23 protein-coding genes are annotated in these 25,916 nt (G+C 69.8%); 8 read left to right on the top strand and 15 right to left on the bottom strand.

What is annotated here, in order from left to right:
* The first annotated feature begins 87 nt into the window (after positions 1-87).
* Positions 88-1,815, top strand: a complete 1,728-nt coding sequence (locus LY13_RS15525) for a gamma-glutamyltransferase family protein (RefSeq protein ID WP_253829192.1) — start codon at positions 88-90, stop codon at positions 1,813-1,815.
* Between the two features lie 22 nt (positions 1,816-1,837).
* Here LY13_RS15525 and LY13_RS15520 read toward each other — a convergent pair whose 3' ends face one another.
* Together LY13_RS15520 and LY13_RS15515 are read right to left on the bottom strand one after the other, a co-directional pair.
* Positions 1,838-2,191, bottom strand: coding sequence for a nuclear transport factor 2 family protein (locus LY13_RS15520; protein ID WP_308216342.1), 354 nt, complete (start codon positions 2,189-2,191; stop codon positions 1,838-1,840).
* Between the two features lie 99 nt (positions 2,192-2,290).
* Positions 2,291-4,264: an acyltransferase gene (locus LY13_RS15515; RefSeq protein ID WP_253829161.1), complete on the bottom strand. Its 1,974-nt coding sequence runs from the start codon at positions 4,262-4,264 to the stop codon at positions 2,291-2,293.
* A 172-nt stretch (positions 4,265-4,436) separates the two neighbouring features.
* Between LY13_RS15515 and LY13_RS15510 the strand changes: the two genes are divergently transcribed.
* Positions 4,437-5,606, top strand: coding sequence for a putative hexosyltransferase (locus tag LY13_RS15510; protein ID WP_253829160.1), 1,170 nt, complete (start codon positions 4,437-4,439; stop codon positions 5,604-5,606).
* Positions 5,607-5,741: 135 nt separating this feature from the next.
* Here LY13_RS15510 and LY13_RS15505 read toward each other — a convergent pair whose 3' ends face one another.
* The 3 genes from LY13_RS15505 to LY13_RS15495 form a co-directional block, all read right to left on the bottom strand.
* Positions 5,742-9,521 carry an FkbM family methyltransferase gene (locus tag LY13_RS15505; protein WP_253829159.1) on the bottom strand — a complete coding sequence of 1,260 codons (3,780 nt, stop codon included), beginning with the start codon at positions 9,519-9,521 and terminating at the stop codon, positions 5,742-5,744.
* Complete coding sequence (locus LY13_RS15500) at positions 9,514-11,028, bottom strand: flagellar basal body-associated FliL family protein (RefSeq protein ID WP_253829158.1); 1,515 nt, start codon at positions 11,026-11,028, stop codon at positions 9,514-9,516. The genes LY13_RS15505 and LY13_RS15500 overlap by 8 nt, the downstream gene beginning before the upstream one ends.
* A 205-nt stretch (positions 11,029-11,233) precedes the next feature.
* Positions 11,234-12,514, bottom strand: coding sequence for an SHOCT domain-containing protein (locus LY13_RS15495; protein WP_253829157.1), 1,281 nt, complete (start codon positions 12,512-12,514; stop codon positions 11,234-11,236).
* 171 nt (positions 12,515-12,685) lie between these two features.
* On the opposite strand from LY13_RS15495, the gene msrA reads away from it, so the two are divergent.
* Both msrA and LY13_RS15485 read left to right on the top strand, forming a co-directional pair.
* Entirely contained in the window at positions 12,686-13,345 is a 660-nt protein-coding gene (gene msrA / locus LY13_RS15490) for a peptide-methionine (S)-S-oxide reductase MsrA (RefSeq protein ID WP_253829156.1), read from the top strand.
* A 190-nt stretch (positions 13,346-13,535) separates the two neighbouring features.
* On the top strand, positions 13,536-13,835 hold the full coding sequence (locus LY13_RS15485; RefSeq protein WP_253829155.1) for a helix-turn-helix domain-containing protein: 300 nt from the start codon (positions 13,536-13,538) through the stop codon (positions 13,833-13,835).
* Between the two features lie 24 nt (positions 13,836-13,859).
* Here LY13_RS15485 and LY13_RS15480 read toward each other — a convergent pair whose 3' ends face one another.
* The 5 genes from LY13_RS15480 to LY13_RS15460 form a co-directional block, all read right to left on the bottom strand.
* Positions 13,860-14,297, bottom strand: a complete 438-nt coding sequence (locus LY13_RS15480; protein ID WP_253829154.1) for a hypothetical protein — start codon at positions 14,295-14,297, stop codon at positions 13,860-13,862.
* A 214-nt stretch (positions 14,298-14,511) separates the two neighbouring features.
* Positions 14,512-14,754: a PASTA domain-containing protein gene (locus LY13_RS15475; protein WP_301299080.1), complete on the bottom strand. Its 243-nt coding sequence runs from the start codon at positions 14,752-14,754 to the stop codon at positions 14,512-14,514.
* A 362-nt stretch (positions 14,755-15,116) separates the two neighbouring features.
* Complete coding sequence (locus LY13_RS15470; protein ID WP_253829152.1) at positions 15,117-15,647, bottom strand: hypothetical protein; 531 nt, start codon at positions 15,645-15,647, stop codon at positions 15,117-15,119.
* Positions 15,648-15,895: 248 nt separating this feature from the next.
* A complete protein-coding gene (locus LY13_RS15465) occupies positions 15,896-16,813 on the bottom strand; it encodes a DNA-processing protein DprA (protein WP_253829151.1) in 918 nt (305 codons plus the stop codon).
* Between the two features lie 200 nt (positions 16,814-17,013).
* On the bottom strand, positions 17,014-18,174 hold the full coding sequence (locus LY13_RS15460) for an ROK family protein (protein WP_253829150.1): 1,161 nt from the start codon (positions 18,172-18,174) through the stop codon (positions 17,014-17,016).
* A gap of 178 nt (positions 18,175-18,352) precedes the next feature.
* Between LY13_RS15460 and LY13_RS15455 the strand changes: the two genes are divergently transcribed.
* From LY13_RS15455 to xylB, 3 genes are read left to right on the top strand one after another with little or no spacing between them, the layout of a single operon-like run.
* Positions 18,353-19,789, top strand: a complete 1,437-nt coding sequence (locus LY13_RS15455) for a sugar porter family MFS transporter (protein ID WP_253829148.1) — start codon at positions 18,353-18,355, stop codon at positions 19,787-19,789.
* 53 nt (positions 19,790-19,842) lie between these two features.
* Positions 19,843-20,997, top strand: coding sequence for a xylose isomerase (gene xylA, locus LY13_RS15450; protein ID WP_253829147.1), 1,155 nt, complete (start codon positions 19,843-19,845; stop codon positions 20,995-20,997).
* 2 nt (positions 20,998-20,999) lie between these two features.
* Complete coding sequence (gene xylB / locus LY13_RS15445; protein ID WP_253829146.1) at positions 21,000-22,397, top strand: xylulokinase; 1,398 nt, start codon at positions 21,000-21,002, stop codon at positions 22,395-22,397.
* Between the two features lie 75 nt (positions 22,398-22,472).
* On the opposite strand, the gene LY13_RS15440 is transcribed toward xylB, so the two are convergent.
* From LY13_RS15440 to LY13_RS15420, 5 genes are all read right to left on the bottom strand, one after another.
* On the bottom strand, positions 22,473-22,880 hold the full coding sequence (locus LY13_RS15440; RefSeq protein WP_253829145.1) for an Imm1 family immunity protein: 408 nt from the start codon (positions 22,878-22,880) through the stop codon (positions 22,473-22,475).
* Positions 22,877-23,260 carry a DddA-like double-stranded DNA deaminase toxin gene (locus tag LY13_RS15435; RefSeq protein ID WP_253829144.1) on the bottom strand — a complete coding sequence of 128 codons (384 nt, stop codon included), beginning with the start codon at positions 23,258-23,260 and terminating at the stop codon, positions 22,877-22,879. Before LY13_RS15435 ends, LY13_RS15440 begins: the two co-directional genes overlap by 4 nt.
* A 115-nt stretch (positions 23,261-23,375) precedes the next feature.
* Positions 23,376-23,636 carry a hypothetical protein gene (locus LY13_RS15430; RefSeq protein WP_253829142.1) on the bottom strand — a complete coding sequence of 87 codons (261 nt, stop codon included), beginning with the start codon at positions 23,634-23,636 and terminating at the stop codon, positions 23,376-23,378.
* On the bottom strand, positions 23,623-24,000 hold the full coding sequence (locus LY13_RS26005; protein WP_308216341.1) for a hypothetical protein: 378 nt from the start codon (positions 23,998-24,000) through the stop codon (positions 23,623-23,625). Before LY13_RS26005 ends, LY13_RS15430 begins: the two co-directional genes overlap by 14 nt.
* A 577-nt stretch (positions 24,001-24,577) precedes the next feature.
* On the bottom strand, positions 24,578-25,294 hold the full coding sequence (locus tag LY13_RS15420; protein WP_253829141.1) for a GntR family transcriptional regulator: 717 nt from the start codon (positions 25,292-25,294) through the stop codon (positions 24,578-24,580).
* On the opposite strand from LY13_RS15420, the gene LY13_RS15415 reads away from it, so the two are divergent.
* A complete protein-coding gene (locus LY13_RS15415) occupies positions 25,266-25,883 on the top strand; it encodes an NUDIX hydrolase (protein ID WP_253829139.1) in 618 nt (205 codons plus the stop codon). The genes LY13_RS15420 and LY13_RS15415 overlap by 29 nt on opposite strands.
* The last annotated feature ends 33 nt before the right edge of the window (positions 25,884-25,916 follow it).

Below are 25,916 nucleotides of genomic sequence, written 5' to 3'. Positions count from 1 at the left end.
CTACCTGACTGGTCGTAGGGTCGTAGCGTGTCTGCTGCGAATCCTTCCGCGTTCACCACCAGGCCCGAACTCGTCGGGACTCACGGCATGGTCGCGTCGACGCACTGGCTCGCGTCGGCGGCGGGTATGGCGGTGCTGGAAGACGGGGGGAACGCTTTCGACGCCGCCGTCGCCGCGGGCTTCGTCCTCCAGGTCGCCGAGCCGCACCTGAACGGACCGGGCGGGCAGGTGCCGGCGATCTTCGCTCCGGCAGGTGGAGGCCCGCGGGTGCTCTGCGGCCAAGGGGGCGCACCGGCTGCCGCCACGATCGATCACTTCGACGACCTCGGACTGAAACTGATCCCCGGCAGCGGACTGCTGTCGGCCACGGTGCCGGGTGCATGGGATGCCTGGTTACTTCTTCTCCGTGACTACGGCACGAAGTCGCTCCGTGAAGTGCTCGGGTACGCGATTTCGTACGCCTGGAACGGCATTCCGGTTCTTGACCGAATCGCTTCGACGATCGACGCGGTGTCCGACCTGTTCGCGACGCATTGGCCGACATCCGCACAGTTGTGGCTTCCGGGCGGCGATGCACCGACCGCGGGTTCGCTCCACTCGAACCGCGTCCTTGCCCGGACATGGCAACGGCTGCTCGGCGAAGCCGAAACAGTGTCCGGTCGGGAGGAGCAGATCGACGCCGCGCGACGGGCATGGTCTCAGGGATTCGTCGCCGAGGCTGTCGACATGTTCAGCCGCACCGCATTCCGCGACGATTCGGGCCGTGACCACGCGGGGTTTCTCACCGGCGAGGACCTTGCCTCGTGGGAGGCGTCCTATGAGGATGCCGTTGTGGCCGACTTCGGGGAGTGGAGCCTCGTCAAATGCGGCGCGTGGACGCAGGGGCCAACCCTTGTGCAGCAGCTCCGCATCCTCGAGGAACTCGACCTGTCGTATGTGGACGGCAAACCGACGGCACGGACGATCCACCTGGCCACCGAAGCGGCGAAACTCGCCTTCGCGGACCGCGAAGCCTGGTACGGCGACTCCGGCGACGTGCCGATCGACCGCCTTCTGTCACGCGAGTACGCCGCGCACCGCAGGGCTCTGATCGGCGACGAAGCCGGCGACCGGTTGCGTCCCGGCGGGGAGGGCGCCCGCCTGCCGGAGATGATCGAACGGACGCGTGGCACCACCGCCGGGTCCGGCGCGATCGGCGAACCCACTGTCGAACCTCAGGGCCGCACTCGCGGTGACACCGTGCACGTCGACGTCGTCGACGCAGCGGGCAACATCGTGTCCGCGACCCCGTCCGGTGGCTGGCTCCAGTCGTCACCGACGATCCCGGAGCTGGGCTTTTGCCTGGACTCGCGGGCTCAGATGTTCTGGCTCGAGGACGGGCTCCCCAACTCGCTCGCGCCCGGGAAGCGGCCGCGGATCACGCTGTCGCCGTCGATGGCACTGCGGGACGGTGAACCGACCCTCGCGTTCGGGACACCCGGCGGCGATCAGCAGGACCAGTGGCAGCTCTGCTTCTGGCTCGCGCACGTCGGCGCAGGACTGAACCTGCAGGAAGCGATCGACGCGCCGGCGTGGCACACGACGGCTTTCCCGAGTTCGTTCTACCCCAGATCGTGGACGCCGAAGGAGCTGGTCGTCGAATCCCGCGTCGGTGCGGAGACACGTGCGGACCTGACGGACCGTGGTCACGACGTGGTCGACGCCGGGCCGTGGGCGTTGGGACGCCTTTCGGCGGTGTCGCGCGACCCGAACGGCGGGATCCTCCGTGGTGCGGCGAACCCGCGTGGGATGCAGGGCTACGCCGTCGGACGCTGACTCGGCGCCGCCGGAGCGGGAGTCACGGCGTTTCGGCGATCACCCAGTACTCGACGAACATGCGGCCGTCGTGACGGAGGATGTCGTGGCCGTGGAACTCGGCAGGCGTCCCGTTCCGGCGGCCGCGGGCGACCCACCGGGCGCTGATCAGATCACCGTCGACGACCGGTCCGACGTCGACGGCGAAGGTGATCTCGTCGAACATCCCGCGGCCCTCGCGGATCACGGCTGCCAGTTGATCGGGGCCGGTGACCAGCGCAGGGCGCCCCGGCCAGTGGCCGACGAAGTCACCGGTGACGATCCGCGCCGCGATCGATTCCAGGTCGTCGAGGTCGCCGTTCCACAGTTCGTGGAGCCACCGCCTGTACAGGGTCAAGACTCGTCCTCCTCGTGCTCGCCCCGTGGGGTCTGTCCCCATTTTCGCCTGTCAGCGGACTCGTCGGCGGGCCGGACGTGGCGTCGAACGAGCGTGGCGTCACCGAGCGTGTCGCGGACCGTCGTCGTCCGGGCGTCGGGGCGGAATCCGATGTTCGTGAGGGGGAGGCTCGGGTGATTCTCGCGGCGGCAGCCGGGGTGGCCGCGGACGCGGTTCCGGTTCGGGCGGTCGTGGCGGCGACATCCGTTGCGGTTGTTGCTGCGCGTGCTCGGGACCGCCCCGCTCCGCTCCGTTTCGCTCCGGCCTCGCCGGGCCGGGACGTTCCACCGGACGGGAGTCCGGCGTGTGCGACTCCCGCTGTTGCTCCCTGCGCGGACCTGCGCCCGGGCCCGGCGGTTGCTGCGGAGGTCGCCGTTGAGGCTGCGCGGACCGACCCGGAGGCGGTTCCCGGCGGGGATTCACGGTCGGCTCGGCTCCGTCCGGTCGAGGGCGGGGCCGGCCGCCGGGCCGGTCGCCGGGGTGACCGCGCCCGTTGAGTCGAGGATCGGCGCCGCGGCCGTTGTGCTCGGGAAGCGGCTCGGGTGCGGGTCGCGGTCCGCTCCCCGGCGGTCGTGGTTGCCTGGGCCGACGATCCGCGCCCTTCGGCTCCTGCCGGGGAGGCCCCGAACGCCGACCGTCCGCCCGCGACGGCCGCGACTCCGACGGCCGCGATCCCGATGGCCGCGATCCGGATGGCCGCGGCCTCGACGTCAGCGGTTCCGCCGCACCACCTGCCACCGGACCGTCTGCCACCGCACCACCGGCATCCGCGCGGCCGTGATCGACACGGATCCGCTCGGTCGGTTCGGACGCGTCGGCGTTCGGCGGCCCGGACCCGGACCCGGCATCTGCGCGCCGCGTTTCCTCCGCACCGGCATCGCCCGGCGCACCGTTCGACGCGTTGCTCGCCGCGGAGCCGCGCCCCGGCGAGTTGCCCACGCGGCGGGACAGTCTTCGGGCCAGATCGTGGCTCGGCCGTTCCACCCCGCGGTAGCTGACCTCGACCAGCCCCGCCGTGACCAGCAGCGAGATCGGCAACGCGATGGCGAACGGTACGGTCGGGCGCAGCAGGCCCAGCGTGACGAAGATGCCCAGCCCGTGCAGCAGGTAGATGGAGTACGAGCGTTCCGACATGGCGGTCCAGAACCGGAATTGCCGCAGCTTCGGTTCGGCGAAGTAGCCCATCAGGAAGAACATCACGGCGATCGACATCGCGAGGTTGTACGAGTCGTCGATGCGCCCGACGTCGATGATGTCGGCGTACACGTACAGCATCCACGCCAGCGCGCCGAGCACGCCGCCCGCCCACAGCGGGATCTTCTTCGACGTCGTGGCCCAGATGATCTGTCCGATGATCAGGATCGGCAGGTAGGACACGTTGACCGCGAACAGCGACCACGACTCGTTCAGCTCACTGCGGCTCGCCAGCACGACGAACACGAACGTCAACTCGATGCCGATCGCCAGCCACACCGCCCGTCGCAGCACGGGCAGCAGCGCCAACAGGATCAGGTAGAAGAGGACCTCGATGATCATGGTCCAGGCCACCGGCATGAGGACGACCTGCGGATACAGGATGTAGTTCACCAGGGTCCAGTTGGTGAACATCGTCCATGGCGTCAGTTCCTGCGACTGGCCCGTCGACTGCGGTTCGAGTCCCGCCCACAACGCGGCCGACGTCAACAGCAGCACGAACAGCAGCGGCGCGTACACGCGGATGAACCGGTTGAGCGCGAACTTCCGATACCCCTGGCGGATCGCGATCGGTGTCACGATGAACCCGCTGACCAGGAAGAAGAACGGCACCGCGATCTGGCCGATGCCCTGGGTGGCCATGCGCATCGGTTCGCTGCTGAACGTCTCCACGAACTCGATGACCGGTGCGTCCTCGCCCTTGACCTGCACCCACGGGTGCGCGATGTGGGAGTAGACCACCAGCAGCGCCGCGATCGCACGGCCCATGTCGACGAACGAGATGCGGGTCTTGTCGTCGCCTTCGAGCGGCTTCGGCCGAGCGCGTGACGCCCTGTCCAACGCACTACCCCCTCAGCGTGCCGCTCCGTGTCGCTGCCGATCCTCCCGTTCCCGGCTGTGGCGACGTCCGGTGCTCTGGTTCACTCCAACGGTGAATCGGGCAAACGGCAGCGTATCCGCAGTTAGCATGGCTGTGGAATCCCCGTCCGACCGATGAGCTGTGACGCCGCGCATGACCGACACGACCGCCGCGCTTCCGCCGGCGGCGCCTGTGACGCTTCGCCAACGCGCGTGGCGCGCGCTTCGGCCGGTGCTGCCTGCGCTCACGGCGTTCTACGCGATCCAGGTCGTTTCGTACGTCGTCATCGCGCTCGTCGCCGACCGCGCGGGCGTGTCGTTCACGGAACTGGTCGGCAGCTACGACGTCCACTGGTACGCCGAGATCGCCGAGCACGGCTATCGCCAGGACATCCTCCTCGACGCCGACGGCAACCCCGAACCGGTCAGCCTCGCGTTCTTCCCGTTGTTGCCCGCGCTGGCGTCGGTGTTCGGGCTGTTCGGCATGCCGGCCTCGGCCGCGTTGCTGCTGGTGTCGCTGCTCGCGGGCGGGGTCGCCGCGTGGGGGCTGCACGTGTTCGGCACCCGCCTCGGCGGACCGCGCGTCGGCAACCTGATGGCCGTGCTCTGGGCCGTCGCGCCCGGTGCGATCGCGCTGCGCATGGGCTACTCCGAGTCGCTGTTCGTGGCCGTCGCGGTGTGGACGTTGCTGGCGCTCGAACGGCGGCAGTGGCTGGCCGCGGGTGGATTGACGCTGGTCGCGGGCTTGTCACGGAGTACCGCGGTGGCACTCATCGCGGCCGTCGGCGTCGCGGCGTTGATCGCGATCGCGCGCCGCCGCGACGGTTGGCGTCCCTGGGCTGCCGTGCTGCTGGCACCGTTGGGGCTGGCCGCCTACCTGCTGTACGTCGCGTGGCGCGGCGGCCGTCTCGACGCGTGGTTCTGGATCCAGGACCACGCCTGGCACATGGGTTTCGACGGCGGCGAGTTGACCTGGATCACCCTCGGCAGGGTGCTGTCGGGCGAGGAACCGATGTGGTCGGTGATTCTCGCCGTGGTCGTCGTCGCGGGCGTCGGGCTGCTCGTCGCGTCGTGGTTCGTCCGCTCGATCCCGTTGCCCGCGCACGTCTACACCGCGGCGATGACGGTCTCGGCGCTCGGCACCGGCGCGTTCTGGAACTGTCGGGCCCGGTTCCTGCTGCCCGCGATCACACTCGCCGTTCCGGTGGCGTTCCTGCTGGCCCGCGCGCCCCGATGGGTGTCGGCCGTCGTGGTGTCGCTCGCGTGTATCGGCGGCGCCTGGTGGGGCGCGTACCTGTTGGCGTACGCCGAGCTGAACCCGTAGCGACATCGACGCGGCGTAACTGCCCCGTGCGGCTGGGTGTCACGAAAGGGTCGTCGCCGAAAACCCCCAAGGGCACCTTGGTGGCACTCAACGCCACCAAGGTGCCCTTGGGGGCAACAAGCCGACTGCGGAGGGTTACTGGGGGCGGAGCCAGAGGGTGGTGAAGCCGCGCTGGTCCGTGCGGGCGTGGTGGACGAGCGTGTCGTCCGGCTCGTCGTCGGCGAGTGTGCCGTCGGCGAGCAGTTCGACCGGCTGGTATCCCCACTTCCGGTAGGCGGTCAGCACGGCGAACGGGTCGTCGCCGAACTCCTCGATCGCCTCCGGCGAGAACTCGCACAGCACGTCCGGCCGGTCCCGCTCGAGAGTCTCCTGCAGCCCGGCGAGCGCGCGGTGGTCGCGGCCCTGCAGGTCGGTCTTGACCAGGCCGACCGGCTGGCGCAGCACGTCGGTGTGGCCGTCGAGCCGCACGGCCTGCACCATGAGTCCGGCCGTGCCGTCCGGTTCGCGGACCCGGTGGTCTCCGCTGTTGCGCTCGTCGGGGTGGGCCAGCACGAGGTTGCCGTCCCCGTCCCACGCGGCCGCCTCCAGCACGCTGACCAGCCCCGAACGGTCCTTCGGCAGGTTCACGGCCAGGTTGCGGCGCAGGTACTCCGCGTTCGTCGGATCGGCTTCGACGGCGACGACGTTCGTGACGGCGGGTGACGACCGCAGCAGGCTCAACGTGTGATAGCCGACGTGGGCGCCGAGGTCCAGGAACGCGCCAGGACGCCGCTGCGCGAGCTGCGTCAACAGCTGTGCCTCGTCGCGTTCCCACGACCGGTGGTGGCGGATCCACGGCAGCATCACGTCGTCGACGGGCAGCAGCAGCGCGCCGGCGTCGCACACGACGACGTCGCTGCCCTCGGGGATGGGCGCGTGCACGAGCCGCGCCGCCTCCAGCACGGCCTCGAGGTCGCGGCCGAGTCGCTGAATGGCGTGCTCGTCGTTGTCGAACCGCTGGTCCCGCGCCTGGATGAACTCGTGCATCACCTCGTGCCGACGGTCGATGTCGGCCGACAGGTGCGCGAGTCTGTCGGCGACCTTCCCGATGTCGGCCTTGCTGCTGCGGAACTCGTCGACGCCCACGGTCTCGACCTGGCGCAGCTCGTCCACGGTGCGGCGCAGCTGCTCGGCCCGCTTCTCCTGCCTGCGAGCAGCCTCGCGTGCCTCCGCGGCCTCGCTCGACGTCGCCTCCACGGACCGTTCGAGCGCTTCGATCCGCCCCAGCAGGCGCTGCATGGTCGCCTCGGACCCGTCCTGCAGCGCACCGAGCACCCTGCGCTGGTGGACGTCGTAGTGGTCCAGCAGCCGCAGCACGGCCTTGCGCAGCGCGGGTGCGATCGGCGAGCGCGCGGCGGTTCCCGTTTCGGGCCGCCAGCGCAGCGCCTCGCGGGACTGCCGCATCGGTGTCAGCGGATCCTCGGGCGCGGGTGTCTCCTCGGCGGTCCTGCGGCGTTCGAGCCACGTCCGGTGCGCGCGTTCGAGTTCGGTGCGCAGCCACGTCGACGCGGCTTCCATCGACCGTGTGCGCAGGATGTGTTCCCTCGCGGCGCGGCCCCGCCGCGAGGCCTCCGCGGGAACGTCGGCGACCTGGCGCATCGCCTCGGCCGCCACCTCGACGTCGGGTTCGGCCCACAGCGCGCCCGGGTGGTACGGCTCGCAGCCGTCGCCGACCGGCACCAGGCGGTACGGGATCGGCCAGCCGGTGTCGGCGTCGAGGAACTCCGTGGTGCTCGAGTACGCGGTGCTGATCACCGGCATGCCGCGCGCCATCGCCTCGGCGACCGTCAGCCCGAAACCCTCACTACGGTGCAGCGACACGTAGCAGTCGGCGGAGGCGTACAGGTCCGCCAGCTCGGCGGCGCTGAGGTAGCCCTCGACGAGCTCGATGCGGGCGTCGTCGGCGACCATGGTGCGCAGGCGTTCCGCGGCCTGCGGGTGCAGGTCGCCGTTGATCGTCTTGAGCACGAGCCGCGCGTCGGTGCGGCCTTCGAACGCGATCCGGAACGCCTCGACCGCGCCCCACGGGTTCTTGCGCTCGCCGACGCTGTTGAAGTCGAACGCGAACAGGAACCGCGTCGGGTCGCTCGCCTTGCGCACGCGCGCGGTCGGACCGGGGTCGCGCACGGGCACGGGAATGGTCTTCACCGGGACGGGTGCGTGGGCGCCGAACGCGTCGCGGCAGAAGTCGCTGACGGTCCACACCTCGTCGACCATCGAGAACGCCTCGTGCTGCCACTCGGGGAAGTCCTCGAGCTCCCACGCCCACAGGCCGATGCGGTACCGGTCGTGGACGACGTCGGGGTGCGTCGACGCGGCGAGGCGGGTCTGGTCGGCGTTGACGGCGATGATGCTGAGCGGGAACCGCGGGTCGCCTGCCGTGGCGGGCCGCTGGACGCCGGTGCGGTTCGACACCGCCTTCTCCTCGACCACGGACGCCACCTCGACGCCCGCGTCGACGATCGCGTCGTGGATGACGCGGCCCATCTCGCCGAGGCCGAGTTCCGCGGTCAGATAGCCGAGGAGGTTGACGCCGAAGTCCTCGTCCGGTTCGCGCGGCTCGGGTTGCCGGTGGGGCAACGCCCAGTCGGGCAGCACCTGTTCGGAGACACCGGAGTTGTCGCACCAGGCGCGGAAACCCTCTGCGTCGGCACCGGTGGGGTGCGGGAACGCCAGTTGCAGGTCCGTCCGCTCGCGCCAGACGGCCATCGTCATGCGGTTCAGACCCGCGGCGGCCTGCGCGTGGTCGGCGGGCGCCGACAGCCACGCGCGCAGCGCTTCGCCACCGTCCTCGCCGTAGGCGTGCGGCGGCATGGGTTCGCGGCGGCCCGCGCCGCGGCCCGTCTCGTCGGGTGTCTCGGCGGCGATCCACCCGTCGCGGAACAGTCGCCTGCAGCCCGCGGGCAGCGGCGTGCCGTCGCCGAACGTGGCGAAGCCGTACGGGATCGCGTCCAGCGTCTCGGCGTACCCGGACGACTTGAGCGCCGTGCCGTAGGCGTCGCAGAGGGCGCGCAGGTCGGGGTTGTCCGACAGCAGCACCCGCGGGTTGCGGGCGCAGTGGAACGTCAGCAGCCACGGCTTCTCGGGGCGGTACCCGGAGAAGTGGAAGAACCGCAGCTGGTGGTCGCCCGCGGTGATCGTGCCGTCGTCGGCGCGTTCGACGGGGCGTTCGTGCAGGTTCCAGTACGCGACGTTGAAGCCCGGGTCGGTGAGCACCACGTGCCGGAACAACGCGGGCACCTGGTCGACCCAGCGCTGGTCGGTGAACAGTTGCTCGGCGGGTGCGACGATCGCGTCCTGCCGCAGCCTGCCCGCCCAGAACTCGAGGAACTCCTCCGAACCCGGCCCGACACCGACGAATCCGAGGTTGAAGATGCCGGTGCCCATGATGACGGCGTCGTCGGGCTCCTTGCCGTCACGCGGCAGCGGCGCGGTGAAGTGCGGGGTGAGCACGATGCTGTGCTCGAGGGCCAGCTCGGCGACCTCGGGCATCGGCGAGAACACCTGGATGTCCGGGTCGAGGTAGATCACCACCGACGAACCGGCCCGCAACTCCCGCAGCAGGTACGGCTTGACGGCGGTCGCCAGCTCGGTGATCGAGTAGACCGTCGCCATGCGCAGGTACGTCTCGGAGTCGATCCCGAACGCCGACGGCCCGACGATGCGCATCCCGTCGATGACCGTCTCGTCGTCGCCGGGGGCCTCGGTGTCGATGCCGCGGTCGCTGTCGATGACACCGACGACGAACTGGTGCCCCGGGTGGTGCTTCAGGTACGACGCGGCGAGCACACGTGCCGCGGGCAGGTAGTTGCGGGCGACGATGGTGCACGCGGTGACCACGGTCAGGTCGCCGCTGGCCTGGGTCGGCTCACTCATCGGCGGGCAGGTTGTCGAGCTGGGTCTTCAATGTCGCCTCGAACTTGTCCCGGATGGCGCCGAGTTTCTCCTCGCCGGACCAGCCCTCGATGCGCACCAGCACGTCACCGGACAGGTAGTGCGCACGCATCGTCGCGGGCTGGACGATCTTGCCCTTGTCCTTCTTCTGCTGGATCTCGGTGACCTGCACCGAACCCGGAACGCCGTTGACCGACGTGTTCTTCTGGTTGTTCTTGAGCTGGATGTCGCGCAGTTCGCCCACCGCTGCCGACGCGGCGTCCTGGTCGGCGACCTTCACCATGAGCACGACCGTCTTGACCTTGCCGCCGTCGTGCCGGTACACGGCGTACTCGGCCTCGCCGGGGCCCGCGCTCTGGTAGGCGGACGACTCGTCGTCGGTGAGCAGGTTGATGCTGGCGATGTCGTCCCACGAGTCGAGCGACGCGCTGTCCTCCAGCTCGCCCTGCTGGCCGTCGAGCGGCATGTCGTCCTGCGGCGGTGGGGCCTGGCTGCTGCTGTTGCCGCCGCCCTGCTGACCCTGGTTACCGCCGCCCGCCTGGTTGTCACCGTCACCGGAGCCGAACAGGAAGAACGCACCCGTCGCGATACCGGCCAGCAGCACGACGGCGCCGAGGATCGCGAAGATCTTGCCCTTGCCGCCCTTCGATTCGCTCTCGAACGAGTCCTCGGGGCCCTGGCCCCAGTCGGCCGAGTTGCCGGGCGAGACGGGCGGGAACTCGCCGCCCCACGGCGGGCTCTGGTCGGCCTCCGGTGCGTTCCACGGCTGGTGCTGCGCCGGCTGCGGGAAACCCGCGGCGGGGGAGGCCTGCGGCTGGTACGGCGGCTGTGGCGGAGCCACCGGCTGGACGGCCTGCGTCGCCTCGGCGTCACCGGGCCGGACCGCCTGCGTCGCCTCCGGGTCGGACGGGCGCACCGCCTGCGTGGCCTCCGGGTCGCCGCTCGGCTGGGCGGCCTGCGGGGGCTGGCCCGCCTGCCCGGGCGGCGGGGTCACCGGGGCGATGACCTGCGTCGAGTTGCCGTCACCGCCCTGGTTCTGGTTCTCCGGTGGCTGCGGATTCTGCGGCTGCTGCGGGTCCTGCTGCTGAGGAGCCTGGGGGTTCTGCTGCTGCGGCTGCTGCGGGGCCTGGGCCTGCGGTGCTTGCGCCTGGGGTGCCTGCGGCGCCTGGGGTTGCTGGGGCGGCTGTGCCTGGGGCTGCTGCGCCGCCTGCTGCGGGGCGGCCTGCTGCTGGGCGGGGTCCGGCTGAGCGGGCTGTTGCGGCTGAGCGGGCTGCTGGGGCTGTGCCGGCTGTTGCGGTTGGCCGGGCTGTGCCGCCGGCTGTCCGGGTGCCTGCCCCGGCGTCTGAGACTGCGCGGCGCCCGCGGCTTCGTCACCATGCGTGACGGCCGACGACAGCACCTGGTCGCGCCGCACGCGGTAGTCGTCAGCGGAGAGTCTGCCGGCTGCAAGCTCCTCGTCCAGCTTGCGCAACTCTTCCTGCCAGGACACCACGTACCCCCTGGTCGATCAGCGCCGCCGGCTCGGGCGGCCGCTTCCTACGATGTGTTCGAACTGCGCTCATTCTGCACGGTGTGCAGGCCGTGAGGAGGTGTGGGTCATTTTGTGACCTCGCCGATTCCGGCCGGTCACCGGAACGCTTCTTTCGAACGGCGGGCACGCCGGATGCGGGTCGCGGAACCCCACCGCCGCGGTCTCACGAGGACGCGGGGAGCGCGTCCTGCAGCGAGGTGAGGGTTTTCTCGAGGTGGCGAGTCAGCTTTCGCTCGTCGCCGCCGGTCGGCTGGGAGACGCCGATGCCGACGGCCTTGTTGCCGGACGCGTACCAGACGATGCTCACCCGGCCGTCGGACCGCTCACCGGTGAACGAGATGAATCGCGGGTCGTCGTGCAGCCGCCCGTTGCTGAACCCTTCCTTGACCAGGGTCGTGTTCATGGCGCGCTGCAGGCCCACGGCCTTCTGCTCGCTCGGGGTGCGTGCCACGAGGAGGCTGTAACCCTGCTTGCCCTCGGCGGAGGCGCGGTAGACGAGGTCGGCCACGCCGAACGTGCGCATCGACTCGGCGTCGACGTCGGTGACGAACCCGAGGTCGAGGGCACGGTCGACCGACATCGTCGAGTTGTCGGGACTCGGCTCACCGGGCAGTTCGGGGAGGCGGTCGCTGAGCGAGGCCTCGTCGTTGTCGTCGGGGCCGTCGTCGGGGTCGGCCAGTGTGCCGGACGTCGGGGCGGGTGAGGCCGTGCCGTCTCCGGAGGTGCCGAGCCACCATGCACCGCCGACGACGCCACCGAGGACCAGGAGGATCACCAGCGGTACGACGAGCCAGGTGCCCTTGCGCTTCTTCGCGGGTGCCGAGAAGTCGGGGTAGGCGCTCGCCTGGGCCGTCTCGTAGGCGTCGACCGGTCGGCCCGCGCCGACATCGCCCTGGTCGGCCGGGCCGGGGGAGCCGTTCGCCGGTGTGTGCGGCACGAACAGGGGAGCGGGCGCGCGTCGGGCCGTCGAGGGGGCGTAGCTCAGCGGGGTCGGGGCGGGCTTCGTCGACGGAGCCGGCGCGGCCGTCGATACCGGCTGCGACGACGGGCTCTGCGGCGACGGGCTCTGCGGCGACGGGCTCTGCGGCGACGGGCTTTGCGACGACGGGCTTTGCGACGACGGGCTTTGCGACGGACCCGGCCGGTTCGCGTCGGGTCGGATGTCGGCGGAGTCCTGGCTCGCGGACAGCTGTGCGGCCGCTGCGGGGTTGGCGGCCGCCCATGTCGGGCCGTCGGCGGCCTGCTCCCCGGACCCGGTGGCAGGGCCGGCGGCGCTCTGTTGTCCCGAAGAGCCGGCGTCACCGGTGTCGCGGGTGTCACCGCCGTCACCGTCGGAGGAGGCCTCGGCGAGGATCTCCTCTCGTTTGCGCCGGTGTTCGGCCTCGGTGAGGGCACCGGCGGTGAGCTGGGCATCGAGACGTCGCAGCTCTTCTTGCCAGCTCATGGCGGGCTCTCCTGTGGGTCTTCGTACTCGGGTGGGACGCAGTGCTCGGGTGGGGCGCGGGCGGGGCCGCTCGCCGTTTCCGGCGGCCGGCGCGTATGCCGAGCACAGTACTGGCCGATGCACGGTTGTTATCAGCGGTTCGTACGAGAATGTGTCGCCTACCATGGCCGTATGTCGCTTTTCGGTCGAGACAAGACGCGCCGGGTCTCCGCGGACGAGGCCCTCCCGGGCCGCAGCGAGCCGCTGGTGACGCCCGAGCTGCACGCGGTGTATCCGGATCGGCGCATCAAACCGCCGTTCCCGGAAGGGATGCGCACCGCGGTGTTCGGCCTCGGCTGCTTCTGGGGCGCCGAGCGGGTGTTCTGGATGACCGACGGGGTGTACTCGACGGCCGTCGGCTACGCGGGCGGGCACACGCCGAACCCGACGTACGAAGAGGTGTGCACCGCGCTGACCGGCCACACCGAGGCGGTCCTCGTCGTCTACGACCCGACGCGGGTGAGCTACGAACAGTTGTTGAAGGTGTTCTGGGAGGGCCACGACCCGACGCAGGGCATGCGTCAGGGCAACGACGTCGGCACCCAGTACCGCTCCGCGATCTACTACGACGGCGATGAGCAGCGCGCCGTCGCCGAGTCGTCGCGGGAGGCGTTCCAGCAGGCGCTGCGCGCGGCGGGCCAGGGCGAGATCACCACGGAACTCGCGCCGCTGGGCGAGTTCTACTACGCCGAGGACTACCACCAGCAGTACCTCTACAAGGTGCCGAACGGCTACTGCGGCCTCGGCGGGACCGGGGTGTCCTGCCCGGTGGGGCTGGGTGTGGAGTCGTAACGACGGTCATCCAACAGTGACTCCAGCTGTTCTACGTCGACCTGCTGGCCGAGTACGGACCGTTACTGCTGACAGAATTCCGGAAGACCCGTATGCGGGAGTCGCGGGAGGTGCACCGGGCTCGTGTTGCGATGCGGCGGTGTGCAACTGAGGGACATACTGTCGCGGAACACAGCGGGGAGTGATGGCCATGGCCGAGCGCACTGCATGGCAGCAGCTGCGGGACGAGAGGATGGCCGAGTCCGGAGCGGCCGAGGCGTACGATGCGGCTCGGTTGGCATTCGAGCTCGGCAAGACCGTGCGTGCCTTGCGGGAGCAGCAGGGCTGGACGCAGACCCGGCTCGCGGAGGCCGCCGGAATGACCCAGCCTGCGGTCGCACGGTTCGAGGCCGGAGGCACGATGCCGACGATCCCGGTGCTGGAGCGACTTGCCTCTGCGCTGGAGGCCGAACTGGTCGTCCAGTTGGAACCGAGGACATCAGCCGCGTAAGAGGTGTGGTCCGGCCCCGGCGGGTCACCACCACCCAGTGGCGGCGGTCAGCGCCCAGAAGACGGCATGGCACAGCAGGGTCGTCAGCGCCAGCTGCCGGAACGCGGGGTCACGGCGTCGGGTTTGCCAGTAGAGCAGCGGGGCGGCGATGAGTGTCGGCTCGAGAGCGGACACGACGAGTCGACCCGGCTCGCTGTCGTGAGGTGATTCGGCGAGGACGAGCGCGGCGACGTAACCGAGCGGGAGCCACATCGACGCTGCCAGCAGGACCCTGCCGAGGTGGCGGAGCCCGGGGCGGCTCCGGGTCGACCCCGTTTCCGGTGGGGCGTCGGGGGACGGGTCGTTGCCGGCGTCGTCGGTGGTGCCGTTGCTGCCGGTGCTGCGGTCGTCGGGGCAGCGGCGAGTCGTCATTCGCTGGTCCTCGTCGAGCATGTCGTGAATGTCGTCGGTGGTCGTCGGCACATATCGGACGGTGGTCGCCTCTCGTCACCGAGTCGGTCTCCGCCGACAGGCCGATCACCACGTGGGTCGATTGTCCCCACCGCCACGCTCCTCCACGGCCGAATCGGAAACATCGACGACACGGACATCGCTGTCCGCGACCATTTCGGGGAGGCGGACTTCCGCCCGTGAGGCAGGGCTGACGCTGGTCGCCGAGATGCTGTCCCGAGTAGCGTCAGCAGTCCCTGTCACCGCACCAGCTCGACTCGGCTTCGTCCGTCTTGCTGACCTGTAGGGTCACTTCGTCTGCGGTGCTGAGTTCCGTGCCGGCGGTGGGGTCCTGTGCTGCGACCACCCAGTTGGCGGGGTTCGCTACGAAAGCGTGGCCGTCGTTGGGTCTTGGCAGGATGTCGGTGACGCCGAGCTGGTCCAACGTGTCCATGGCCTCCATGAGGTTCTGGCCTTCCACAGAGGGCATTGTCACCGTCGTGGGAGATGCTGGCTCCGATGACAGGTCAGCCGGTGCGACCGACTCGGCGGACGTGGTGACGGTGGTCGGGGCAGGGCCACCGGGCGCTTGACAGGCCGCAGTGGCCCCGATGACGAGAGCGGACAGGATGCAGGCGGCCACAGGCTTGAGCATGCGTCTCCCTTTCCGGAACGACGGGCAGGACAGGAGCTCCTGAGTGGACATGTGTGGCGCCGGGGACGGAGCCGGCGCTATGGATGCAGACTCTGAGCTCATCGCCAGTCGGCAGGTGATGCGTTACCGCCGTGAGCACGTCGTGACCTGAGTGGGCATAATCCGAGCTCCCGGCCCGGCGTGCTGTCCGGTCGTCGCTAGTCGCACGTACCGCCGCTGACCGGGCAGCAGAGCGGATCGTACGGCTGCTCGAGCTTGGTGATCAGCTCCTCGTGGTCGGGCCAGTCGGCCCGCAGCCACCGTGCGACGCAGAGCACGGTCACCGTCGAGGCACCTGCAGCCTTCAAAGTCAGCGCCGCCGACTGTCCCTTGTCTCCGGAAACCCAGGTGTCGTCCACGACCAGGACGTGGCCCCCGGAAACCGCGCCCTCGAACGTGTCGGAGAGTCGGAACCGATCCTGTCGTGGCGTGCGGTCCGGCGGTTCCTCGTAGCCGGGACCCGGTTCGAGAAGTATCCGTGTAGGCGCCTTGTCCGGCGTGACGACCTGGCGGGCAAGGTTCACCACCGGGTGCGTGGGGCCGGGATGGTTCCCGGACGGCACAAAGGTCAGGGCGTCCCACCACCCGGTCTCGCGAGCGATACAGGGGCCGTGTACGGCTGTGGCGGCGGCCATCATGAGCTTGAGGTCCTGCACGCACTTCGGCGCGGGTGGGGACCTCTTGTACATGTACATGTGGTGTTCAGACTGGTGGCGGGGGTTCCTTCTGCCTTGTGCGTAGGCCAGCGGGACGACAAGGTCGGCCAGGTGGCGTCCGTGAGTCGTGCGCGCGTTGCGGCACTGAGGACAGAGACCAGAGGTTGCCGGGCCGGTGCACGCCGTGCAGACGCCGGCAGCTCCGCGGAGTGTATTGCTGAAGAATCCGCCGACCTGCGTCCGGACTCGCCGGACAAGACGCGTCGTGAGTTGGGAGTCGGTCACTGCGCAGCTGTGAGCGCGATCAGCTCGTCGATGTCGCGGTCCGCCGCTGCGATGTCCTCGGCCTTCGACATCACGTCCGCCGTCCCCCTGGCCACATGTACGCCGGGGCGGTCCACGAGGGCGCGGGCCCAGGCGTTGGTCTCGACAACATGGTCGGTGAGGATCACGGTGCGGCCGTGGGCGACGGCCTGGCGTGCCTGGATGCGGGCGCCGCTGTACTCGCCGGCCTCGACGATGATCGTGGCCCGTCCGTAGCCGGACATGACCGCGTTACGCATCGGAAAGCTGTGTTTGGTGGGAGCGGCATCGGGCCAGAACTGGGACATGACCAGCCCCTGTGTGGCGATCTGCTGCTGGAGCGGTGCGTTGTCGGAAGGGTAGCTGCGGCGAATGCCGGTTCCGATGATCGCGACCGTCCGCCCGCCGTCTTCCAGCGCCTGCGTGTGAGCGGCGGTGTCGATACCGTGCGCCAGTCCCGAGATGACGGTGATGTCTCGTTGTACGAGTCCCTGGGTGATCGCGCGGGCGATATCCAGGCCCCGATGGGAGGCCTTCCGCGACCCGACCACCGACATGCCGACGTCGTCAGGCACGAGCTTTCCTCGATGGAACAGCACGGGCGGGACCTCGTGGATCTCCCGTAGCTGCGCCGGGAAGTCGCAGTCCAGGAACGTCATGAAGCCGAGGCCTTCGGCTCGCCACGCGGCGATGTCACGTGCGGCGGCCGACAGCTGCTCGTGGGGTCCCTGAGGCGTGGGGAACAGCTCGGCGGGGCAGCGCTCGTTCCACACTGCCAATGCGCTCGACCGCGTCGCGACGTCCTCGGTCAGACTACGCCAGTTCTCGCCACCCGGGCGTGCGCGTAGCAGCGCAACCAGCGCCGCACGCTCGGTGTCATCCCCGGTGTCCTGCACGTGGCCAAGCCTACGACTCCGGTCGTGCGCTGCGCCTGGACCGCCCCACGACGCGCCGTATCCGAACATACGTTCCAGTGTGCCACAGTGGAAGCGAGATCGTCGCGTTCCGATGAGGTGAACCTGCGGCTTCCGGAAACAGCACGTCCGGAGTCGTCATCAGCCGGGTGACGCCACGCTCCTCCACAGGCGACAGTTGCTCACAGGGCGACGGTTTCGCGGGCCAGCAGTACGGCGCCGTCGAGCTCGGCGCTGGTCAGTGAGCTCGCCGTCAGGCGGCAGGCGGACTGCGACAGTGACGAGCGCCGAACGGCCTGTTCCAGCGGGCGCCACAGTACGTCGCCGACACCGGCGACCGCGCCGCCGAGGACGACGAGGTCGGGATTGAGCACGTTGAGCAGGTAGCCGATCCCGCGCCCCAGTGCGGTTCCGGCGCGCTCCACCGCGGTCACCGCCGCGGTGTCACCGCACGCGGCGGCCGTCAGCACGTCGTCGATGTCGCAGGTGGGCGCGACGTCGGTGGCCGCGACTTCGGCGGCCTCGCGTGCCGACTGCAGGATCGCGGGTTGCGAGGCCACGCTCTCGAGGCAGCCGATGTTGCCGCAGGCGCACCGCCTGCCGTCGTCCTCGACTCGGCAGTGGCCGATCTCCCCGCCGATTCCGGCGGCCCCCGCGAACAGCCGGGAATCGAGCACGACCCCGGCGCCGATGCCCTCGCTCACCATGATCCGGACGAAGTTGGCGACTCCGTTGCCCCAGCCGAAGCGTTGTTCGGCCAGCGCACCGGCGTGGGCTTCGTTGTAGATCACCGCCGGGACACCGAACAGCTCCTCGACCCACTCCCGCAACGGCACGTCGTGCCAGTCCAGGTTCGGCGCGAGCAGACAGTGGCCGGTGCGGTGGTCGACCAGGCCGGCGACCGAGACCCCGATCGAAGTGATCCGCTCGACGGGCACGCCCGCCTGTTCGGCCGCCCCGCGGACCAGCGGCCCCAGCTCCCGCACACCGGCCGCGGGGTCGCCGACCGCGCTGGGCACGGCCGCCTGCACGAGGGTCCGGCCGAGCGCGTCGGCCACCGCTACCGAGCTGCGCTGCACGCCCAGGTGCACGCCGACGTAGGCGCGCGCGTCCGGGTTGAACACCACGAGGTTCGGCTTACGGCCGCCGACCACACCGGCTTCGCCCACGCCTGCGGGGATCAGCAGCTCCTCCTCCAGCAGGCCGTCGACGATCGATGCCACCGAGGGCTTGGTCAGGCCGGTGGTGCGGGCCACCGCCGCGCGCGAGCGGGGGCGCCCGTCGCTGAACAGCTCGAGCAGCTGCTGCCGGTTCATCTGCCGGACCGTCCGCGGATCGGCCATGCTGCGAAACCTCCTCGTGTGGCCTGCGCGGCCGTGACCGGCCGCGAGCACCACGGTCCATGGTGATCTGCGCCCATCGGCTCGGTAGCAGGCGGCTCCGACCTTGACAGTGGTTGGTAAGTATACGATCCTTACCAACCCGTCGGAGGGCTCGTTTCCCCACTGCAATGGAGCATTGATGTCCGTCCATTCCGCCGCGCATCCGCCGGGTTCGGGCCCCGGTTCCCACTCGCTACGCACAGCGCACTTCGCCGTGGTGGCCGCGCTCGGTGGTTTTCTCTTCGGTTACGACACCGCCGTGATCAACGGGGCCGTCACCGCCATTCAGAGCGAGTTCGAGATCGGTTCCGTCGTCACCGGACTGGCCGTGGCGACGGCGCTGATCGGTTCGGCGCTCGGGGCGTGGAGCGCCGGAACGCTGGCCGACCGGTACGGCCGACTGGCGACGATGCGCACCGCCGCCGTGCTGTTCCTGCTCAGCGCGATCGGCTCGGCACTGCCGCTGACGGTCTGGGACTTCACGTTCTGGCGGCTCATCGGCGGTGTCGCGGTCGGCATGGCCTCGGTGATCGCACCCGCCTACATCGCCGAGATCTCCCCGGCCGGCAGCCGAGGGCGCCTCGGCTCGCTGCAGCAGCTGGCCATCGTGCTGGGAATCGCGATCTCCCAGGTCGTCAACTGGATCATCGCCGGCGCCGCGGGCGGCTCCGAGGAATCACTGCTGGGGCTCGACGCGTGGCAGTGGATGCTGGCCGTCGAGGCCGTCCCGGCGGTCCTCTACGGCGCGCTCGCCTTCACCATCCCCGAATCGCCCCGATACTTGGTTGCTCGCGGACGCATCTACAGCGCCCACGAGGTCCTCAGCACCACCGAAGGCGGCGACGTCAACGCACGGCTCGCCGAGATCCGGGAATCCGTGGCCAACGACCACCGGCCGCAGGTGCGGGACCTGCGCACCAGGCGCACGGGCCTGCTCCCGATCGTCTGGGTCGGCGTCGTCCTGTCCGTGCTGCAACAGTTCGTCGGGATCAACGTCATCTTCTACTACTCGTCGGCGCTGTGGCAGTCGGTCGGGATCGACGAGTCCGATTCCCTGTTGCTGAGCTTGTCCACCCAGATCTTCAACATCGTCGGCACCCTCATCGCGCTGGTACTGCTGGACCGGGTCGGCCGCCGCCGGCTGCTGATGACCGGCTCGGCAGGCATGGCGATCATGCTGGCCGTCGCCACCTACGCCTTCAGTCATGCGAGCACAGTGGACGGTGAGCCGAACCTGGCCGACCCCTACGGCCCGATGGCACTGATCGCCGCGCACGTGTTCGTGTTCTTCTTCGCCATCTCGTGGGGTCCGGTCGTCTGGGTGCTGCTGGGCGAGATGTTCCCGAACCGCTTCCGCGCTCCGGCGCTGGCGGTGGCCGCCGCCGCCCAGTGGCTGGCGAACTTCGCCATCACCGCCTCGTTCCCGCCGCTGTCCGAGATCAACCTGTCGATGACCTACCTCGGCTACACCGCGTTCGCGGCCGTGTCGGTGTGGTTCGTCTTCAAGTGGGTGCCCGAGACCAAGGGGCGCACGCTCGAGGACATGGACCGCACCACGCTGACGCGGGCGAGCTGAGCACGACCGCGTTTCCCTTCCAACCCGATTCCAACCCGACACGAGGAGACATCATGGACCTGACCCCCACGCCCCAGGACCGCTTCGCCTTCGGCCTGTGGACGATCGGCTGGCGGGCCGACGACCCGTTCGGCGCCCCGACCCGCGACCGTCTCGACCCCGTGGAGGCGGTGCACGGACTGGCCGACATCGGCGCGTACGGGATCACGTTCCACGACGACGACCTGATCCCGTTCGGCACGCCGGCCGCGGAACGCACCGCGATCATCGAGCGGTTCCGCAAGGCGCTGGCGGAGACGGGCCTGGTCGTGCCGACCGCGACGACCAACCTGTTCGGGCACCCGGTGTTCAAGGACGGCGCGCTGACCGCCAAGGACCGGGACGTGCGGCGCTTCGCCCTGCGCAAGGTGGCGCGCAACATCGACCTGGCCGCCGAACTGGGCGCGCAGACCTACGTGTTCTGGGGCGGCCGTGAGGGTTCGGAGGCCGAAGCCGCCTACGATCCGGCCGCAGCCCTGGAGCGCTACCGCGAGGGCCTCAACGCCCTGACGCACTACGTCAAGGAGCAGGGCTACCAGCTGCGCTTCGCCGTGGAACCCAAGCCGAACGAGCCGCGCGGCGACATCCTGCTCCCGACCATCGGGCATGCCCTGGCGTTCATCCAGACGCTGGACCACCCCGAGATGGTCGGGGTCAATCCCGAGGTCGGCCACGAGCAGATGGCCGGGCTCAACGCCGTCCACGGCTACGCCCAGGCGTTGTGGCAGGGCAAGTTGTTCCACATCGACCTCAACGGTCAGCACGGGCCGCGCTACGACCAGGACCTCGTGTTCGGGCACGGCGACCTGATCAACGCGTTCTTCCTCGTCGACCTGTTGGAGAACGGCGGTTACGACGGTCCCCGTCACTTCGACTACAAGCCGCTGCGCACCGAGGACAAGGCGGGCGTGTGGGAGAGCGCGCGCGCCAACATGCGCACCTACTTGACGCTGCGCGAGCGGGCGCGGCAGTTCCGCGCGGACCCCGAGGTGGCCGAAGCGCGCAAGGCCGCCCGTGTGGACCAGCTGTCGGTGCCCACTTTGGACAAGGGCGAGACGGTCACCGGTGTCCTCTCCGAGGAACTCGACGTGGAGGAGGCGGCCCAGCGGGGCGCGGCCAACGCGCGCCTGCAGCAGTTGGCCGTGGAGCACCTCATGGGAGCGCGCTGACCATGCCTCTCGTCGCGGGTGTCGATTCGTCGACGCAATCCTGCAAGGTGCTCGTGCGTGACGCCGAGACCGGTGCGCCGGTGCGTGAGGGTCACGCCGAGCACCCCTCGGGAACCCAGGTGGATCCCCGGCACTGGTGGACGGCACTGCAGACCGCCGTCGACCGGGCCGGGGGCCTCGACGACGTCGCCGCGGTGTCGGTGGCGGGCCAGCAGCACGGGCTGGTCTGCCTCGACGAAGGCGGCGAGGTCGTGCGCACGGCGTCGCTGTGGAACGACCTCGCACCCGCCGCGGCGGCCGAGGAGCTCGTCGCCGAACTCGGTCCGCAGCAGTGGGCCGAGGCGGTCGGGATTGTGCCGCGCGCCTCGTTCACCGTGGCCAAACTGCGGTGGCTGGCCGAGTCCGATCCCGAGTCGGCTGCGCGCACCGCGGCGGTGTGCCTGCCGCACGACTACCTGACGTGGCGGTTGGCGGGCAGCGGCGATCCCGCCCGCGTCACCACCGATCGGGGAGACGCCTCCGGAACCGGGTACTGGTCGCCCCGCTCGAGCCGCTACCGCGAGGACCTGGTCGAGCGCGCGTTCGGCTCGGTGCCGCACCTGCCGCGGGTGTGCGGACCGGCCGAACCGGTGGCCACCACCGCCGACGGTCTCGTCGTCGGGCCGGGCACCGGCGACAACATGGGCGCGGCCCTCGGACTGGGCATCGGACCGGGTGACGTCGTGGTCTCGCTCGGCACCTCCGGCACGGTCTTCGCCATCGGGCAGCAGCCCGTTTCCGACCCGGGTGGGGACATCGCCGGCTTCTGCGATGCCACGGGCCGGTTCCTGCCGTTGGTGTGCACCCTCAACGCGGCGCGCGTACTCAGCAGCACCGCCGAGCTGCTCGGTACCGATCTCGACGGGCTGAACCGGCTCGCCGTGCAGGCCGAGCCCGGAGCCGGCGGGCTGACGTTGTTGCCGTACCTCGAGGGTGAGCGCACCCCGAACCTCCCGGACGCCGCGGGCACGATCACCGGGCTGCGCATCACCAACATGACGCAGGCCAACATGGCCCGGGCCGCGGTGGAGGGCATGCTCTGCGGGCTGGCCGACGGTCTGGACCACCTGCGCGAACACGGCGTGACGATCAACCGCGTGCTGCTGACCGGCGGTGCCGCCCGCTCGCCTGCGGTGCAGCACGTCGCCCCGGCCCTGTTCGACGCCGACGTGGAAGTCCCCGAGTGGGACGAGTACGTCGCCATCGGCGCCGCACGGCAAGCGGCCTGGGCGTTGTCCGGTGCGGAGGAGCCGCCACCCTGGGACGTCGTTCGCACCAGCCTGCCCGCCGGCGATCCGGCGACGATGCGACCGGCGCGCGAGTCCTACCGCCAGGCCCGCGAACGGATGCACTCGGTCTGATCCGAGGTACTCGGTCGGCGGTGTCAGAAACGCGGGCGTGGCGTGCGTGAGGAGCGAAGCCGCTGCCGGGAACGTTCAGTCGGCGGGAACCCACGTGATGCTGGTGGGGCGCTGATGGGTGCGGAGGAACTCTTCCAGCGCGGTGAGCATGTCGGGGAGCGGGACCTCCGCCCCGGGCGGTAGGTACGAAGGGTGCAGACCGGCGAGCTGGTAGTCGACTTCGTCCTCGTTGGTGCCGCCTGCCGGGACGTACTGGCCGTCGCGCTGACCGAAAGTCAGTGCAGCGACACCGGGTGCCGTGCTGACACCGAATTCGAGTTCGACGTGGTCTTCGTGGCGCACGTCGGTCGGTCCGGCCGCGACGACCCAGAAGTGGGCGGCCTCCAGGTCTCCTGCAGCGAACTCGCGAACTCGGTCAATGAACCGGCTCACGTCGGGCACGTCGTCGACACGAAAGCCCGTCAGGTCGAGGAGATTGTTCATGAGGCTGTCCCCTTGTAGGTGCGCTTGAATGGCTTGCCGTCGACGTCTGTGCCGAGCACGGTCAGCGAAAACCCCGTCGGGAGGATAGCCGGCAGGTATTCGTGACAGCCGCCCGTCGCGCCGGGTTCGGACCCGCAGGGAGCGTGGTTCAGGGTGAGCTTCCCGTTTCGTTCCCCAAGCTTGATCATCATCGTGGCTGCCTTCATTTCAACGTGGTGGGCCAGTCGACGTGTGACTGCGTCCGGGATGTCTCGCTTACGCATCTCATTCCGTACCTCGGCGGTCCACGGGTCGTCACGGTTGGGCGTGATGTGTCCGAGCGCGCGGCCGTCGAGTTCGGGGTAGGCGACGACGCGAGGATTGCGCTCGCCTCGGCGCACTCGGCGTGGGAGGTGCTCATGGACAGGGACGGCTTCGGCCGGATATCGGTCGCCGTGGGGGTTTCGGTATTCGTCGTGCGTAGTCGAAGGTGGCGGCGTGCTTGGCTGGCTGTTCTCAGCCTTGAAATCGCTGCAATGTGGCGTCGACGCCCTCCTTGAGCTGCGCCGTCGCTGCCATGGCAGTTCCAAGGGCTTCTGTGGCCTGAGCTGCTTGGCCGTGGAGCATGGTGCCTGCCTCGGTGTTGCCGAGCGCAGCCAGAAGCTGCTGCACGATGCTGTCCACTTCTTGGGTTTGGGCGAGGATGCCGCCTTGGATCTCGTGGCATCTGCCTGACGCCGTGTGCAGCGCTGCCAGGGTTTCTTCATGGGAGGCCATCGCTGTCCTTCCTCCGGACTTCGTCGTGGTCGTGGTGTTCGCCGAGGGTTGCGGCGAGGGCTGTCTTGATGCCGTTGATCTGGACCTGCATCTGATGGAGGGTGCGTTCGATCGCATCCAGGCGTGCTGTCGGCAGGCCGGGGTTCCGGGCTCCCTGGGGTGACGTGGTCAGGCAGCGCTCGCAGGGCATGCCCGAGGGGTTGTCGAGCCGTTCCAGTTGGCCTGGGCCGAACGACGCGCCGCAGAGGGCGGTGATCCGGCGTGGAGGTGCCGGGGTGGCGGGGATCGGGAACACGTGACTGACCCGCTGGGACGCGTTCACCAGTCCGGGGATCGGCCGCGCGAGCATCACGCCGTCCGTCATCGCCCTGCCTCCGTCCCGTGGAATCCGGTGGGAGCGAGCGCGGAGGGGGTGGGCAGCTCGCTCCCACCGGGGTCGGGTTCCGGCCACGGGGCACGCCGCGGGCGGAGGTAGGACGGGACCCCGGCCGGAGTAGGGATGGCACGGGCAAGCAAGCGGCGCACGATCCCGGGCCGGCCGGAGTGCTTGTCGCGCCGAGGAGAGTTGTGGTCTTCCTGGCCGTTGAGCACCGCACGGCACCTCGAACAGCGCGGACCGTTCGGCAGGATCGCTGCCGATGCCGTGACGGTGTGGCCGCAGATGGCGCGGTATTCGCCTGCTCCACGAGCCCTGCCCGTGGCGAAGGACTCGTCCTCGACCGCGTGGTCGTTGCCGTCCGCTGAGCAGCGAAACCATGTGGTGAAGAGCTTCCGGCGAGTGGCCGCCTCTGCAGCTGTCATAGGAATCGGTCCGTTACGGGTTCTGGTTTGAGCGGGCGCTGCCGACGTATCGGCGCCACCCGCAGGGTCGCCACCACTGTTCTAGACGTCTAGAGGAGTTGCAAGTCGGCTTATGTGAGTGGTTGCTTTTGCGAACGCCTTTACTGGGCCGGGACGTCGTATTCGAGTAAGTAGGCGGGTGCGACCTTCACCGTGTCGCATACCTCTACGGCGAGGTCGTTGACGTCGTAGGCGGTTCTGACAACGGTCAGCACAGGGATGCCGGGTCCGATCTCCAGCGCTGTTCGCTCGTCCGGCGTCGGCATTCGGGCGCCGACTTCCTCGCTGAAGCGGGCGAGCGTGTGCCCTGCCTCTTCGAGGCGCGCGTAGATTCCGCCGGGCCCCGGGTCGGGTTCCTCGATCGGTGTTCCATCGGCGATATCGACCGGGAGGTACGACGTCGCGATCTCCACGGGACGTCCGTTCGCCAGGTAGCGACGGTCACGGACGAGGACCTCGTCGCCGGCCGTCAAGCGCAACCGCTCCGCGATGGTTTCGGTGGCGGTTGTCCGGGAGATCTCGATCCGGTCGACGCCGGGTTGATAGCCGGCCTTGTCGGCTTCGGCGATGAAGGCGGCCTTTCCGGCATCGCGGTGTCTGCGGGCGAAGCGGTCGGACGCGAGCCGTCGAACCGGTGGCATCGGCCGGACGAATACGCCCCGACCGTGTTCGGGGATGACGAGGCCTTCGCCGCGGAGCTCTTGTATCGCCTGCCGGGCTGTCATGCGAGCCACGCCGAAGTTCTCCATCAACGCTGCTTCGGACGGCAGTTTGGCCCCGGGTTCGAGAGTGCCGGACTCGATCGCCGAACGCAGCATGCCCGCGATCTGCTGGTATGGCGGTCGCGGGTCGGATCGGTCGATGTCGCCAAGTTGCAGCATGGCGGCTCTCCTGCAGGCGTCTAGGTGTGTTCTAGTCTGGCACACGGTCGGACGAACCATGAACAGCTGCGCCGGCGACAGGGCAGGAGATGCGATGGGTGAGATGCCGAAGCACTCGGTCAGCGTCGCCGGCGTTGTCGTCGATTCCGACGACCGTGTGCTGGTGATCCGTCGCCGCGACAACGGGCGCTGGGAGATGCCCGGTGGCGTGCTCGAGCTGGGGGAGTCGTTCGAGGATGGCGTGCGTCGTGAGGTCGCCGAGGAGACCGGCATGACGGTCGAGGTGGAGCGGCTGACCGGCGTCTACAAGAACCTCAGTCGCGGCATCGTTGCGCTCGTGTTCCGTTGCAGCCCCGGCGGCGACCTCGTCGCGCAGACCGACGAGGCGCGCGAAGTCCGCTGGATGGACCGTGACGAGGTCACCCGATCCATGAGCCCGGCCTTCGCGATCCGCGTCCACGACGCGTTCGACACGCAGCCGCACACGCGCGCGCACGACGGGGTGCAGCTCGTAGCGGGGTTGTAGCTGATCTGCGGACGGACCCGCGACGGCTGGTCG

The sequence above is a fragment of the Prauserella aidingensis genome, from assembly GCF_024171865.1.
Classification (GTDB): Bacteria; Actinomycetota; Actinomycetes; order Mycobacteriales; family Pseudonocardiaceae; genus Prauserella; species Prauserella aidingensis.
The sequence above is the reverse complement of the archived record's forward strand: the minus strand, read 5'-3'. Positions and strand labels throughout refer to the sequence as shown.